Here is a 13,747-nt window from a genome sequence, read left to right on the forward strand (position 1 = left end):
GGGTGTCAGGCGAGGAAACGGCGGAGGACGTCGACGGCCTCGGTGATCCGCGCGAGCTCGACGTGCTCCTCGCGGGTGTGGGCGAGGTTCGGGTCGCCGGGGCCGTAGTTCAGGGCGGGGATGCCCAGGGCCGCGAAGCGGGAGACGTCGGTCCAGCCGTACTTGGCCGAGGGCCGCGTGCCGGTGGCGGCGAGGAACTCCTGCGCCGCGGGCGCGGCCAGGCCCGGCAGGGCGCCGGGTGAGAGGTCGGTGACGGCGAGCTCGAAGCCGTCGAACACCTCCCGCACGTGCTGCTGCGCCGCGGCCACGTCGCGGTCGGGGGCGAACCGGAAGTTGACGGTGACCACGCACTCGTCGGGAACGACGTTGCCGGCCACCCCGCCCGCGATCCGCACTGCCTGCAGGCCCTCGCGGTAGCGGCACCCGTCGATGTCGACGTCGCGGGCCGAGTAGCCGGACAGCCGCCGCAGCACGGGCTCGGCCGCGTGCACGGCGTTCTCCCCCAGCCACGACCGGGCCGAGTGCGCCCGACGTCCGCGGGTGGTGATCTCCGCGCGCAGCGTGCCCTGGCAGCCGGCCTCGACGGCGCCGTTCGTCGGCTCACCGAGGAGCGCGAGGTCGGCGGCCAGCCAGCCGGGGTGCTCGCGCTCGATGCGCCCGAGCCCGTTGCGGTCGGCCTCGACCTCCTCGCAGTCGTAGAACACGAAGGTCAGGTCGTGGCGCGGCTGCGGCAGCGCGGCGGCGAGGTGGGCGAAGACGGCGTCGCCCGCCTTCATGTCCGACGTGCCGCAGCCGTAGAGCCGCTCGCCGTCGCGGCGGCTCGGCACGTTGTCGGCGATCGGCACCGTGTCGATGTGGCCGGCGAGCAGCACCCGCCGCTCGCGGCCCAGGTTCGTCCGCGCCAGCACGGCGTCCCCCGACCGCAGCACCTGCAGGTGCGGGGCCTGCTCGCGCAGCGCGTGCTCCAACGCGGAGGCGAGCGCCCCCTCGTCCCCGGAGACGCTGGGCACGTCCACGAGCGCGGCGCACAGCTCGACGGGATCGGCGGTGAGGTCGAGGCGGGTCACGCGGCGACGCTACCGTCGGGGGCGTTCCGGTCGGGACCCTCGGGCCGTTAGCGTTGTGGGCGTGAGTACCGCACCGCGCATCGAGGGCGCCTCCGGCACCGGCCTGGCCACCGTGACCGCCGACGGCACCGTCCTGGACACCTGGTTCCCCGCCCCCGCACTCGGCGCCGACGCGCCCGACGTCGCGGCCGACCTGGAGCCGCTGGCCGGCGAGGACGACGTCCGCGGCGTGCGCACCGTCGTGGTGCGGTCGGCGATCGCCTCCCTCGCCGACCCGCCCGCCGACGCCTCCGACGCCTACCTGCGGCTGCACCTGCTCAGCCACCGGCTGATCGCGCCGCGCGAGGCGAACCTGGACGGCTTGTTCGGTGTGCTGGCCAACGTCGTGTGGACCAACCACGGGCCGTGCCCCGTGCCGGACTTCGAGCGGACCCGCGCCCGGCTGCGCGCCCGCGGGCCGGTGACCGTGTACGGCGTCGACAAGTTCCCGCGCATGGTCGACTACGTGGTGCCGGCCGGCGTGCGCGTCGCCGACGCCGACCGCGTCCGGCTGGGGGCCCACCTGGCCGCCGGGACCACGGTCATGCACGAGGGCTACGTCAACTACAACGCGGGCACGCTCGGCACGTGCATGGTCGAGGGGCGCATCTCGGCCGGCGTGGTCGTCGGCGACGGCTCGGACGTCGGCGGCGGCGCCTCGATCATGGGGACCCTGTCCGGCGGCGGCAAGGAGGTGATCTCCGTCGGGAAGCGCTGCCTGCTCGGCGCCAACGCCGGGATCGGCATCTCGCTGGGCGACGACTGCGTCGTCGAGGCCGGGCTGTACGTCACCGCCGGCACCAAGGTCACGCTGCCGGACGGGCACACCGCCATCGCCCGCACGCTGTCCGGGCAGAGCGGGATCCTGCTGCGTCGCAACTCGCTCAGCGGGGCCGTCGAGGCGCTCCCGCACAAGGGCGAGGGCATCGCGCTCAACACCGCGCTGCACGCCAACTGATGGCCCGCCCCGCGCCCGACGCGCTCGACCTCCCGGCACCGCTCACGGCCGCGCCGTCCGACCCGCCCGTGCACCACGTGCGCGCCGCCCTGGACCTGCGCCTGCGGGCGCTCCTGCGCCACGACCCCGGCACGCGCACCGGCAGCGACATCGAGGACCTGCACCAGATGCGGGTGGCGGTGCGCCGCATGCGGGCCACCCTGACGGCCGCCCGCCCGCTGCTCGATCCCGGGTGGGCCGGCGGGCTGCGGGCCGAGCTGGGCTGGCTGGGCCGCGGCCTCGGACCGGTGCGCGACCTCGACGTGCTGCTGTTGCGGCTGCGCGGGGAGATCGCCGGGCTGCCCGACCGCGAGCGCACCGCGGGAGGTGTGCTCGTCGAGGCGGTGGAGGCGGAACGGGTGCAGGCGCGCGCGGCGATGCTCACGGTCCTCGACGCCTCGCGCTACGCCGCGCTGCTCGAGCGGCTCGCCGACGCCGTCCGGCTCCCGCTGCCCACGCCGTCGGCCACCCGGTCGCAGCCCGACCTGCTCGACCTGCCCCGCGCCGAGTTGCGCAAGCTGAGCCGCGACGTGCGGCGGGCGGGCGCGGAACCGCCCGACGAGGTGCTGCACGCGCTGCGGATCCGCGCGAAGCGCGTGCGCTACACCGGCGAGCTGATCCAGCCCGCCGTGCGGGGCACACCGGCGGGCCGGCGTCTGAAGGGCCTGGTCACCGCCGCAGCCGCGCTGCAGGAGGTCCTCGGCGACCACCAGGACGCGTGCGTGGCCGAACTGCGCATCCGCGAGCTGCTCGACGGGCTCGGCGACGTCGTCGACGCGCACGTGGTTTTCGTGGCCGGCCGGCTCGTGGAGCGCGAGCGCACCCGTGCCGAGGCGAAGCGCGACGAGTGGCAGGCCGCGTGGGCGGACGTCGCCGCCGCCGGCTGATCCCTCCGGGAACCGGTCAGGGCTTCAGGCGCGCAACGGCCTCGTCGATCCGCTCGTCGGTGGCGGTGAGCGCCACCCGCACATGTTGGCCGCCCGCCGGACCGTAGAACTCGCCGGGCGCCACGAGGATCCCGGCCTCTGCCAGCCGCCGCACCGTCACCCGGCCCGGCTCGCCCGCGGTGGCCCACAGGTACAGCCCGGCCTCGGAGTGCTCGATCCGGTACCCCGCGGCCTCGAGAGCCACGCGCAGGCGGGCCCGGCGCCGTTCGTAGACCTCCGCCTGCGCGCTGACGTGCGCGTCGTCACCCGCCGCCGCCTCCATGGCCGCCTGCACCGGCCGGGGCACGATCAGCCCGGCGTGCTTGCGCACCTCGAGCAGCGCCGCGACGAGCCGCGGGTCGCCCGTGACGAAGCCCGCCCGGTAGCCGGCGAGGCTGGAGGACTTGGACATGGAGTGGACGGCGAGCAGTCCCTCGTGCGAGCCGCCGCAGACATCGGGGTGCAGCACCGAGGGTGCGCCGTGGGACAACGACAGGTAGCACTCGTCGGACGCCACGACGGCACCGCGCTCGCGGGCCCAGTCGACCACCTTGCGCAGGTGCGCGGCCGGCAGCACCCGCCCGGTGGGATTGGACGGCGAGTTCAGCCACACCAGCGCGACGCGCCGCGGCCCGAGCGCCGCAGTCGAGTCGGACCGGACGTACTGGGCGCCGGCGAGCCGGACCCCGACCTCGTAGGTCGGGTAGGCGAGCTCGGGGATCACCACCGTGTCGTCCGTGCCGAGCCCGAGCAGCGTGGGCAGCCAGGCGACGAGCTCCTTGGAACCGATCGTCGGCAGCACCGCCACCGGGTCGACGGTGACGCCGAACCGGCGCTGCAGCGACCCGGCGACCGCGGTGCGCAGGGACTCCGGGCCGTGCGTCGTGGGGTAGCCGGGGACGTCGGCGGCCGGTCCGGCCAGCGCGTCGCGCACGATCCCGGGAACCGGATCCACCGGGGTGCCCACCGAGAGGTCGACGATCCCGCCGGGGTGGGCGGCCGCCAACGCCTTGTCCTCGGCGAGGCTGTCCCAGGGGAAGTCGGGCAGCGAGAACGTCACTCGTCGTGCTGCTGCGGGGGCAGGCTCAGGGCCGGCTCGACATCCTTGTTGACCTTGCCGACCTTGGAGGCGCCGCCGGGCGAGCCCAGCTCGTCGAAGAAGTCGACGTTCGCCTTCGTGTAGGCGGTCCACTGGTCGGGCACGTCGTCCTCGTAGTAGATCGCCTCGACCGGGCACACCGGCTCGCAGGCACCACAGTCGACGCACTCGTCGGGGTGGATGTAGAGCATCCGCCCGCCCTCGTAGATGCAGTCGACCGGGCACTCCTCGATGCAGGCCTTGTCGAGCAGGTCGACGCAGGGCTCGGCGATCACGTAGGTCACGGACGATCCTCCACGCGGGCGAACTAGGGACGTCCCACAGTATGTCTCGCGCTCCCCGCACATCGGGAGCCGGGGCGGTGTGAGAACCGTCGTAGCGAAGTCGATCGCCATGGCGCCGCCCGGGCGGGCACCATGTCCGCGTGGAGATCCCGGACGCGCTGGTGGGGACGCGGGTGGCGCTGCGGCACCGCGTCGGCGAGCGCGACGGGCGTCCCCTGCTCACCGACGCGGTCGGCGAACTCGCCGCCGACGGGCCCGCCGCGGTCGTCGTGCGGACCCGGCGCGGGCCCGTGCGGGTCGAGCGCGCTGCCGTCGTCGCGGTGCGGGCGGTACCACCCGCGGTGCCCCGCCGCGCCCCGCTCGCGGCGGTGATCCGGCTGGAAGGGCTCTGCGCGGACGCCTGGCCCGCGCAGGTCGAGCGGCCGCTCGGCGGGTGGCGGCTGCGCGCCGCCGGCGGGTACACCGGACGCGCGAACGCGGCGCTCGCGCTCGGCGACCCCGGGCTGCCCGTGCCCGCCGCGCTGGAGGCGGTGCGCGACTTCGCCCGCGAGCACGGTGTCGCGCCCCGCGTGCACGTGCCCGTCGGTTCCCCCTGGGACCGCGCGGTGGCCGCGGCCGGCTGGGTGCTCGACGTCGGTCACGCCCGGGGCGCCGAGGTGTCGGTGCTGGTGGCCCCGGTCGGCGAGGCACCGCCGGACGAGCGGATCGACCTGCCCGCACAGCCGTCGCAGGACTGGTGGGAGCTCGCGGTCGGCGGTCCGCCGACGCCCGCGCAGCGGCAGGTCCTCGCCGGGGCGCCGGACACCGCCTTCGGGATGCTGCGCGACCGGGAGGGCACGCTGCTCGGGCAGGTGCGTGCCACCGTCGTGGCCGACCACGTGCACCTGTCGACGCTCGCGGTCGTGCCGGAAGCGCGCCGCCGTGGCCACGCCGGCGCGCTGCTGGCGGCCGCGGGAGCCTGGGGCGCCGCGCACGGGGCCCGGTGGGCGGTGCTGCAGGTTGCCCTCCAGAACGACGGTGCCCGCGCGCTCTACGACCGGCTCGGCTACGTCGAGCACCACCGCTACCGCTACCTGGTGCCGCCCGCCGAGGGGTCCTGAGGCCGCCGGAGGCGCGCCTCGGCCTCGCGCGCCGCCTTCTTCAGGCCGGACCACTCGCCCAGGTACTTCCCCACCGCGCCGACCACCGGGAGCATGCCCAGCCCCTCGTGCAGCAGGTTGCCGTGCGGGCGCTTGTCGAGCTCGTCCTCCACGGCGAACAGGGCGCGCCCCAGCCGCCACACCGCCCGCCCGACGCGCGCGAGGGTGGGCGAGGATCCCTTCTCCGCGAGGTCCCCGGTCAGCTCGGCGGCCCGGGCATCGGCCGCGACGTCCTCGGCGTCCGTGGCGGCGACGACGTGCAGCTCGCGCTCGAACATCACCGCCCCGAGCAGGTTGACCAGGCCGTCCTCGTCGCGCACGCCGTGCTCGCCCGCGATGGCCACGAGCAGCAGGCCCTGCCCGGCGGCGCCGACCGCCTTCGACACCGGCAGCCGGTTGGCCAGCGCCCCGCCGAGCCCCGGGACCGCCGCGATCAGGGTGGTGAACCGGCCGACGCGGCGCACCCACCAGCGCGAGCGGGCCGGCACGTCCATCGCCGCCCACGCCGCCGTACCCGGCACCTCGACGGCGGCGAGCGCGTCGAGGACCCGCTCGCGCAGGTCCCGGTCCGCGCCCCCGTCCGCGGCGACGCGCGTGCGAAGGCCGAACGGGTCCGACTCCCGCAGCCCGTCGAGCACGGGCCGGGTGGCCCGGACGAAGGGCCGCAGGATCGCGACGATCGCCCGGTCCGGGATGTGCTCAGCCACCGGCGTCGGCCCGCTCGCGGTAACGCTCCTCCAGCACGGCGCGCACCGCCCACAGCCCGGCGCCGATCCCGCCGGCGAGCAGCAGCAGCGACTGCCAGTTCGCCGCCAGCATCGCGTCGCCGCCCGGTCCGAACAGCCCCAGCACGACCACGGCCACGACCCACGCCGTGAGCGGCGCGCCCGCGACGGCCGGGCGACCGTCGATCTCACCCGCCCGGCGCACGAGCCACGGCAGCACGAGGATCGACAGCACGGCGCCCATCGGCAACGGGATCCCGCTCGTGTAGAGCGGGGTGAACACCAGCCCGAAGGCGCCGAGCAGCAACCCGTTCACGACGAGCAGCACGAGCAGCGCGGCGCCGGGCACCAACGGCTCGGGTGCTTCCGGCACGAGCATCCGCTCCTCGGCGTCCTCCGCGGTCCGCTCAACCATCGCTCTCCCCGAACAGGTCGTCGGCCGGGGCCGCGCACCCGTCGGCCGGGACGTACTCCTCGACGTCGAGGAACGGCTGGGCGACCATGTTGCTCACCGCGAACGCCGTGAGCCCCTCGCCGACCCCCGCACCTTCCCACACCGCCACCTGCGTGGCGTGGGCCCGCAGGGCGCGCAGGCGCGCGTGCCGGTGCGCGCCGACGTCGATCCTGGTCGTGATCCCGCCGTCGGGCACGCTGGGCAGCTCGTCGGGCCCCGGCATCCGGAACGGCAGGCCGGGCGCCTCGGCGAGCCGGGCGAGCCCGGCATCGAGACCCGCCCGCCCCACCACGGTGCAGAACAGCCGCGCCGGCACCCGCCGCACCGCCGCGGCCGTGATGTCGTGCGCGCGGACGTGGTCGGGGTGGCCGTAGCCGCCGTCGGCGGCGTAGGTGACGACGACCTGCGGGCGCACCTGCGCCAGCACCGCGACGAGCGCGTCGACCTGGGCGTCGAAGGCCTCGGGCGCGGCGAAGGCCCGCGGGTGCAGGTGCTCCGGCGTGGCCGCTCGCACCCCGTGCCCCGCCAGCGCCATGCCCGAGTCGCGCCACCGGCCGGGCCCGCCCAGGAAGCGGTGGTCGCGCACCCCCAGCGCGGAGCACGCGGCGGCCAGCTCCCCGATCCGGTAGCCGCCGAGCTGGTCACCCCGCTCCGGCGCGAGCTCGGCCAGCTCGGGCGGGATCACCTCGCCCTGCTCGCCGAGCGTGCAGGTCACGAGCGTGACCTCGGTGTCCGGCTCCGCCGCGTAGCGGGCGATCGTGCCGCCGGTGGCCAGCGTCTCGTCGTCGGGATGGGCGTGCACCAGGAGCAGTCTCCGACGGGCAGGAGGCGTCACGAACGCACTCTACGTGGACGTACGGCACACACCCGAGTGGCCGGGACGCAACACATTTGTGACCTCCAGGACTCATCCGGTCACAGGGCGACGCGTTAACGTCCCCGCCGGAAGCACCAGCGATGCGGCTGGCGCGCGACCCGCGCGGCCGCCAGAGGGATTCGGGAGCCCATGCGAGCACGACGAGCGACTGCCTGGTTGGCGTTGCCGGTCTCCGTCGCCCTGCTGACCACCGCATGCGGTGGCGGCGGTGGCACGGACGGCGCGGACGCGGGCGGCGCGCAGACCGACGCCACGATCAGTGTGAACAGCACCGAGCCGGAGAACCCGCTGGTGCCGGGCAACACGAACGAGACCGGCGGCGGCAAGGTCATCGACGCGCTGTTCAGCCCGCTCGTCGAGTACAACCCGCAGACGGCCGAACCGGAGAACCTGGTCGCCGAGTCGATCGAGACCACGGACTCGAAGGTCTACACGATCAAGATCCAGGACGGTTGGACGTTCCACGACGGCACCCCCGTCACCGCGCAGAGCTTCATCAACGCCTGGAACTACACCGCGTACTCCCCCAACGGTCAGCAGAACGGCACGTTCTTCTCCCAGATCCAGGGCTACGCCGACGTCCACACCGAGGACCCGGACGGCGCCTCCGGTCCGCAGGAGGCCCCGGAGCCGGCCGCGCAGGAGATGTCCGGGCTGCGCGCCGTGGACGACCTGACGCTCGAGGTCACCCTCTCCGCACCGTTCGCGGTGTTCCCCACCACGCTCGGCTACCGCGCGTTCTCGCCGCTGCCGGACTCCTTCTTCGCCGACCAGGAGGCGTGGGAGGCTAACCCGATCGGCAACGGCCCGTTCCGCTACGTCTCCCGCCAGCCCGGCGCCAACATCGAGGTCGAGCGCTACGAGGAGTGGCCGGGAGACCCCAAGCCCACCATCGCCGGGGTCGAGTTCCGCTTCTACGAGTCGCTCGAAGCCGCCTACGCCGACGTCGTCTCGAACAACCTCGACTTCATCGAGATCATCCCGCCGTCGGGCCTGGCCGGGAACCTGTACGAGACCGACCTGGCGCAGCGCAGCGTCTCGCGGACCTACCTCGGCGTCCAACGTCTCGGCTTCCCGCTCTACGACCCGCGCTACCAGGACCCGCGGCTGCGGCAGGCCATCTCCATGGCGATCGACCGGGAAGCGGTCAACCAGCAGATCTTCAGCGGCACCCGCCCGCCCGCCGACGGCCTCGTGGCGCCCGACGTGCCCGGCCGGGTCGAGAACCAGTGCGGCGAGCTGTGCACCCACAACCCGGAGCGGGCCAAGCAGCTGTTCGCGGAATCCGGCTTCCAGGGGCCGATCGAGATCACCTCGAACGCCGACTCCGGCAACGCCGAGTGGATCCAGGCCACCTGCGTGACGATCACGAACTCGCTCGGCGTGCCGTGCAACTTCGTGCCGGTGCCGACGTTCGGCGAGATCCGCACGGCGATCAACGCCCGGGAGATGGGCGACCTCTACCGCACCGGGTGGGTGGCCGACTACCCGTCGATCGAGAACTTCCTCAACCCGATGTACCGCACCGGAGCCTCGACCAACGACGGTGAGTACTCCAACCCCGCCGTGGACGCGAAGCTGGCGGAGGCCGACGCCGCCCCGTCGATCGAGGAGGGCAACGTCCTCTACCAGGAGGCCGAGCGCTTGATCATCCAAGACATGCCCGCGATCCCGGTGTACTTCCAGTCGTTCCAGGCGGGGTGGTCGGAGCGGCTGCAGAACGTCACGGTGACCCCGTTCCGCGAGCTCGACCTGGAGAGCGTCACCGTCTCGGAGTGACCCGCAGGCACAGGCAGTGACGGCGGCGGCCGGGCCCACCGACCCGGCCGCCGTCCGCGGTCGCGATCACGGCTCAGAACGCCGTGGCGCCAACCGGAAGGTGAATTCGTGGGACGCTACGTCCTCCGCCGGCTCATCCAGCTCGTCCCGGTCTTCCTCGGGACGACGTTCCTGATCTACCTCCTCGTCTGGGCCCTGCCCGGCGACCCGTTCGCGGGCAAGTGCGGCGAGCGGCCCTGCCCCGACGCCTACATCGCCCGCATGCGCGAGGAGTTCCACCTCGACGACAACGTCGTCGTCCAATACCTGCGCTACCTGGGCAACCTGCTCCAGGGCGACTTCGGCGAGACGTTCTCGGGCAACTCCGTGGGCGCGCTCATCGCCGACGCCTACCCGGTGACGCTGCGGCTGGCCGTCGTCGCGCTGGTGATCGAGGCCGTCATCGGCCTGATCGCCGGGATCCTCACCGGCCTGCGCTCGCGCGGCTTCCTGGACAACCTGGTGCTCGTCTCGACGTTGTTCCTGATCTCGATCCCCACCTTCGTCACCGGCTACGTGCTGCAGACGGTGCTCGGGTTGCGGCTGGGGATCATCAGCCCGACGGTCTCCTCCGACGCCGGCTGGGCGGAGCTGCTCGTCCCCGGTCTCGTGCTCGGCAGCCTGTCGATGGCCTACGTGACGCGCCTGACCCGCACCTCCATCTCGGAGAACCAGCGCTCCGACTACGTGCGCACCGCCGTGGCGAAGGGCCTCGAGCCACGTCGCGTGGTGGGCGTGCACCTGCTGCGCAACTCGCTCATCCCCGTGATCACCTTCCTCGGGGTCGACCTGGGCTCGCTGATGGGCGGCGCCATCGTCACCGAGGGCATCTTCAACATCCGCGGCATCGGCGGGCTGGTCTTCCGGTCCATCGCCACCCGCGAGGGCGCCACCGTCACGGGCGTGGTCGTCCTCCTCGTGATCGTCTACCTGCTGATGAACCTGCTGGTCGACGTGCTCTACGCCGTTCTCGACCCGAGGATCCGCTATGTCTGACCCCAGCGCGCTGGGAACCGCCGGGCCGATCGCCGAGGCGAGCCACGACCTGGCCACCGCCGCACCCGAGGGGCCGGACACGCCCCGCAGCCTCGCCTCCGACGCCTGGCACGACCTGCGCCGCCGCCCGCTGTTCCTGATCTCCGTGGCGCTCATCGCGGTCCTGCTCGTGCTGGCCGCCTTCCCCCAGCTGTTCACCTCGGTCGACCCGACCGCGGGCGAGCTGGCCCGCAGCCGGCAGGCACCGTCGGCGCAGGCGTGGTTCGGCTACGACCTGCTGGGCCGTGACGTGTTCGCCCGCACGATCTACGGCACCCGCGTCTCGATCATCGTCGGGGTGCTGGCCACGACCTTCACCCTGCTCATCGGTGGCGTGTTCGGCCTGCTCGCGGGGTTCTACGGGGGTTGGGTCGACAACCTGGTCTCCCGGTTCACCGACGTCTTCTTCGGCCTGCCGTTCGTGCTCGGCGCGATCGTCATCCTCTCGACGTTCCGGGAGTCCGTCGGCGGCGACGCCGTCGGGATCACCTCGCTCGTGGTGCTGACCATGGCGGTGCTCTCGTGGCCGGTCACCATGCGGATCATGCGCTCGGCCGCGATCGCCGCGCGCGACCAGGACTACGTCCGCGCCGCCCGCGCGCTCGGCGCCAGCCCGGCCCGGGTGATCTGGCGGCACATGCTGCCCAACTGCCTCGCCCCCGTCCTGGTCTACGCCACCATCTCGCTCGGCTCGTTCATCGGCGCCGAGGCCACGCTGTCGTTCCTGGGCATCGGGCTGCGCGACCCGGTCGTCTCGTGGGGCGTGATGATCAGCGAGGCCCGCGACTACCTGCGCGTGGCCCCGTTCCTGCTGCTGTTCCCCGCCGCGTTCCTCGCCGTCACGGTGCTCGCCTTCGTGATGCTGGGTGACGCGGTGCGCGAGGCGTTCGACCCGAAGGGCCGCTGATGGACCTGCACAAGGAACCACCGCTGCTCGAGGTGGACGGCCTGCACGTGGAGTTCCGCACCCGCGACGGCGTCGCGAAGGTGCTCAACGGCGTCGACTACCACGTGGACGCGGGCGAGACGCTCGCCGTGCTCGGGGAGTCGGGTTCGGGCAAGAGCGTCACCGCCAACACCGTCATGGGGATCCTGGCGAGCCCGCCCGGCGTGATCACCGGCGGATCGGTGCGCTACCGCGGCGAGGAGCTGCTCACGGCGGCGCCCGACCGCAGGCGGGCGCTGCGCGGCGAGAACATCGCGATGATCTTCCAGGACGCGCTGTCGGCGCTGAACCCGGTGTTCACCGTCGGGTTCCAGATCGGTGAGCAGCTGCGGATGCGGCGCGGCATGAGCCGCCGCGACGCCGAGAAGCGCACAGTGGAGCTGCTGGACCTGGTCGGCATCCCCGGCGCGAAGCAGCGGGTGCGCGACCACCCGCACCAGTTCTCCGGAGGCATGCGCCAGCGAGTCATGATCGCGATGTCGCTGGCGCTCGACCCGGACGTGCTCATCGCCGACGAGCCCACCACGGCCCTCGACGTCACCGTGCAGGCCCAGATCATGGACCTGCTCGCGGAGATCCAGGCCGAACGGCGCATGGCCCTGATCCTGATCACGCACGACCTGGGCGTGGTCGCCGAGGTGGCCGACCGGATCGCGGTGATGTACGCGGGGCGGATCGTGGAGAACGCCGACGTGCACGCGCTCTACGCCAACCCGTGCCACCCCTACACCCGCGCGCTGCTCGAGTCGATCCCGCGGATCGACACGAAGGGCAGCGCGTTGCGGGCGATCAAGGGGCTCCCTCCCAGCCTCACGCGCATCCCGCCCGGGTGCCCGTTCCACCCGCGCTGCCCGATGGCCGCCGACGTCTGCAGCGAGGTGGTTCCCCCGCTGGAGGTGCTGCCCGCCGGCCGGTCGTCCGCGTGCCTGTTCGCCGAGGAGCTGGTCGTCCGATGACTCCCATCCTCGAGGTCGAGGACCTCGTCAAACACTTCCCGGTGCACACCGGCATCGTGCTCAAGCGCACCGTCGGGCACGTGCGGGCCGTCGACGGGGTGTCGTTCGACCTGCACAAGGGCGAGACGCTGGGTGTGGTCGGCGAGTCCGGCTGCGGGAAGTCGACGCTCGCGCAGGTGCTGATGCGCCTGGAACCGCCGACGTCGGGGAAGGTCCGCTTCCACGGCGAGGACGTCTTCTCCAAGCGCGGCAAGGCGCTGCTGGCCCTGCGCCGGCAGATCCAGATCGTGCTGCAGGACCCGTACACGTCGCTGAACCCGCGCATGACGGTCGGCGACATCGTCGGGGAGCCGTTCGAGATCCACCCCGAGGTGGCCCCGAAGGGCGAGCGCCGAAAAGCGGTGCAGGACCTGCTCGACGTGGTCGGGCTGAACCCCGAGCACATCAACCGCTACCCGCACCAGTTCTCCGGCGGGCAGCGGCAGCGGATCGGGATCGCCCGCGCGCTCGCGCTGAAGCCGGAGGTGATCGTCTGCGACGAGCCGGTGTCCGCGCTCGACGTGTCGATCCAGGCCCAGGTGATGAACCTGCTGGGCGACCTGCAGCGCGACTTCGGGCTCTCCTACATCTTCATCGCCCACGACCTGTCGGTGGTGCGGCACCTGTCCGACCGCGTGGCCGTCATGTACCTGGGCAAGATCGTGGAGATCGGCTCGGAGGACGAGATCTACAACCGGCCGGCGCACCCGTACACGCAGGCCCTGCTCTCGGCCGTGCCGGTGCCCGACCCCGCGGTCCGCGCCGCCCGCACCCGCATCCGCCTGACGGGCGACGTCCCGAGCCCGGTGAACCCACCGAGCGGCTGCCGCTTCCGCACGCGGTGCTGGAAGGCCACGGAGATCTGCGAGGACGAGGAGCCCGCCCTGGAGGTGCGCGGAGGCGGCCACCACCCGAGCGCCTGCCACCACGCAGAGGAACAACACCTACTGCCGTCGAGCTGACGCATGCGGTCCGAGCCGCATCCGTCCCTGCCTGATCACGAGCCGCTGTCACAGGCGGTGGCGCTCCTCCGCCTTGATGGCGATGCGAGCGACGGTGCACGGCCAGCGGGCGAGCGTGTGCATGCACCCGGTGCAGTTGCCGTCAGGACGCCGCCGATGCGCCGCGAGCGTGCGCCCTGCACCGCCGGGCTGCGATGCCATGAAGGCCACCGCGGCGGCGAAGCAGCGACCGGCCCTGCCGTCGCCGTCACCGGTGCGATTCGCCGCCTCGACGGTTACCTCGGCCGCCGGGCCCGCAGGGGCCACTTCTCGAGCAGCGGCAGGAGGACATTGCCCGGGTCACGTCACGATGGTTGTCCTTCGCGGTTCGGAGGCGCCCGCAGC

The 13,747-nt window shown here is 73.4% G+C and carries 14 protein-coding genes; 8 read left to right on the forward strand and 6 right to left on the reverse strand.

All coding sequences use genetic code 11. The features are described from left to right. Window positions 1-5: 5 nt before the first annotated feature. Entirely contained in the window at window positions 6-1,067 is a 1,062-nt protein-coding gene (gene dapE, locus CFP66_RS04530; RefSeq protein WP_094920547.1) for a succinyl-diaminopimelate desuccinylase, read from the reverse strand. Between the two features lie 61 nt (window positions 1,068-1,128). Here dapE and dapD point away from each other — a divergent pair, with 61 nt between their 5' ends. Both dapD and CFP66_RS04540 read left to right on the forward strand, forming a co-directional pair. Further along, the gene (gene dapD, locus CFP66_RS04535; protein WP_233159131.1) at window positions 1,129-2,064 is read left to right on the forward strand and encodes a 2,3,4,5-tetrahydropyridine-2,6-dicarboxylate N-succinyltransferase; all 936 of its coding nucleotides are present in this window, start codon (window positions 1,129-1,131) and stop codon (window positions 2,062-2,064) included. After that, the gene (locus CFP66_RS04540; protein ID WP_094920549.1) at window positions 2,064-2,990 is read left to right on the forward strand and encodes a CHAD domain-containing protein; all 927 of its coding nucleotides are present in this window, start codon (window positions 2,064-2,066) and stop codon (window positions 2,988-2,990) included. Before dapD ends, CFP66_RS04540 begins: the two co-directional genes overlap by 1 nt. 16 nt (window positions 2,991-3,006) lie before the next feature. On the opposite strand, the gene dapC is transcribed toward CFP66_RS04540, so the two are convergent. Both dapC and fdxA read right to left on the reverse strand, forming a co-directional pair. Then, on the reverse strand, window positions 3,007-4,089 hold the full coding sequence (dapC, locus tag CFP66_RS04545; protein ID WP_094920551.1) for a succinyldiaminopimelate transaminase: 1,083 nt from the start codon (window positions 4,087-4,089) through the stop codon (window positions 3,007-3,009). Next, complete coding sequence (fdxA, locus tag CFP66_RS04550) at window positions 4,086-4,412, reverse strand: ferredoxin (protein WP_094920552.1); 327 nt, start codon at window positions 4,410-4,412, stop codon at window positions 4,086-4,088. Before fdxA ends, dapC begins: the two co-directional genes overlap by 4 nt. A 140-nt stretch (window positions 4,413-4,552) precedes the next feature. Here fdxA and CFP66_RS04555 point away from each other — a divergent pair, with 140 nt between their 5' ends. Then, window positions 4,553-5,512, forward strand: a complete 960-nt coding sequence (locus CFP66_RS04555) for a GNAT family N-acetyltransferase (protein ID WP_369804954.1) — start codon at window positions 4,553-4,555, stop codon at window positions 5,510-5,512. Here the strand turns inward: CFP66_RS04555 and CFP66_RS04560 are convergent. Genes CFP66_RS04560 through mshB form a run of 3 tightly spaced genes read right to left on the reverse strand, consistent with a single transcriptional unit; the run spans window position 5,482 to window position 7,565 of the window. Beyond that, window positions 5,482-6,258: a hypothetical protein gene (locus tag CFP66_RS04560; protein ID WP_094920554.1), complete on the reverse strand. Its 777-nt coding sequence runs from the start codon at window positions 6,256-6,258 to the stop codon at window positions 5,482-5,484. The genes CFP66_RS04555 and CFP66_RS04560 overlap by 31 nt on opposite strands. Further along, window positions 6,251-6,691 carry a hypothetical protein gene (locus CFP66_RS04565; RefSeq protein WP_233159132.1) on the reverse strand — a complete coding sequence of 147 codons (441 nt, stop codon included), beginning with the start codon at window positions 6,689-6,691 and terminating at the stop codon, window positions 6,251-6,253. Before CFP66_RS04565 ends, CFP66_RS04560 begins: the two co-directional genes overlap by 8 nt. Then, window positions 6,684-7,565: an N-acetyl-1-D-myo-inositol-2-amino-2-deoxy-alpha-D-glucopyranoside deacetylase gene (mshB, locus tag CFP66_RS04570; protein ID WP_233159133.1), complete on the reverse strand. Its 882-nt coding sequence runs from the start codon at window positions 7,563-7,565 to the stop codon at window positions 6,684-6,686. The genes CFP66_RS04565 and mshB overlap by 8 nt, the downstream gene beginning before the upstream one ends. A gap of 171 nt (window positions 7,566-7,736) precedes the next feature. On the opposite strand from mshB, the gene CFP66_RS04575 reads away from it, so the two are divergent. From CFP66_RS04575 to CFP66_RS04595, 5 genes are all read left to right on the forward strand, one after another. Next, window positions 7,737-9,386, forward strand: coding sequence for an ABC transporter substrate-binding protein (locus tag CFP66_RS04575; protein WP_094920555.1), 1,650 nt, complete (start codon window positions 7,737-7,739; stop codon window positions 9,384-9,386). 108 nt (window positions 9,387-9,494) lie between these two features. After that, window positions 9,495-10,421: an ABC transporter permease gene (locus CFP66_RS04580; protein WP_094920557.1), complete on the forward strand. Its 927-nt coding sequence runs from the start codon at window positions 9,495-9,497 to the stop codon at window positions 10,419-10,421. Then, window positions 10,414-11,367, forward strand: coding sequence for an ABC transporter permease (locus CFP66_RS04585; protein WP_094920559.1), 954 nt, complete (start codon window positions 10,414-10,416; stop codon window positions 11,365-11,367). The genes CFP66_RS04580 and CFP66_RS04585 overlap by 8 nt, the downstream gene beginning before the upstream one ends. Then, complete coding sequence (locus CFP66_RS04590) at window positions 11,367-12,362, forward strand: ABC transporter ATP-binding protein (protein WP_094920560.1); 996 nt, start codon at window positions 11,367-11,369, stop codon at window positions 12,360-12,362. Before CFP66_RS04585 ends, CFP66_RS04590 begins: the two co-directional genes overlap by 1 nt. Beyond that, entirely contained in the window at window positions 12,359-13,363 is a 1,005-nt protein-coding gene (locus CFP66_RS04595; RefSeq protein ID WP_094920562.1) for an ABC transporter ATP-binding protein, read from the forward strand. Before CFP66_RS04590 ends, CFP66_RS04595 begins: the two co-directional genes overlap by 4 nt. Window positions 13,364-13,747: the final 384 nt, after the last annotated feature.

Source organism: Pseudonocardia sp. MH-G8 (assembly GCF_002262885.1).
Lineage (GTDB): Bacteria > Actinomycetota > Actinomycetes > Mycobacteriales > Pseudonocardiaceae > Pseudonocardia.

Coding starts and splice junctions, on each gene's coding strand:
- CFP66_RS04540 (WP_094920549.1), top strand. CDS start 2,064: ATGGCCCGCCCCGCGCCCGACGCGCTCGACCTCCCGGCACCGCTCACG.
- CFP66_RS04575 (WP_094920555.1), top strand. CDS start 7,737: ATGCGAGCACGACGAGCGACTGCCTGGTTGGCGTTGCCGGTCTCCGTC.
- CFP66_RS04585 (WP_094920559.1), top strand. CDS start 10,414: ATGTCTGACCCCAGCGCGCTGGGAACCGCCGGGCCGATCGCCGAGGCG.
- CFP66_RS04595 (WP_094920562.1), top strand. CDS start 12,359: ATGACTCCCATCCTCGAGGTCGAGGACCTCGTCAAACACTTCCCGGTG.
- CFP66_RS04565 (WP_233159132.1), bottom strand. CDS start 6,691: ATGGTTGAGCGGACCGCGGAGGACGCCGAGGAGCGGATGCTCGTGCCG.
- CFP66_RS04590 (WP_094920560.1), top strand. CDS start 11,367: ATGGACCTGCACAAGGAACCACCGCTGCTCGAGGTGGACGGCCTGCAC.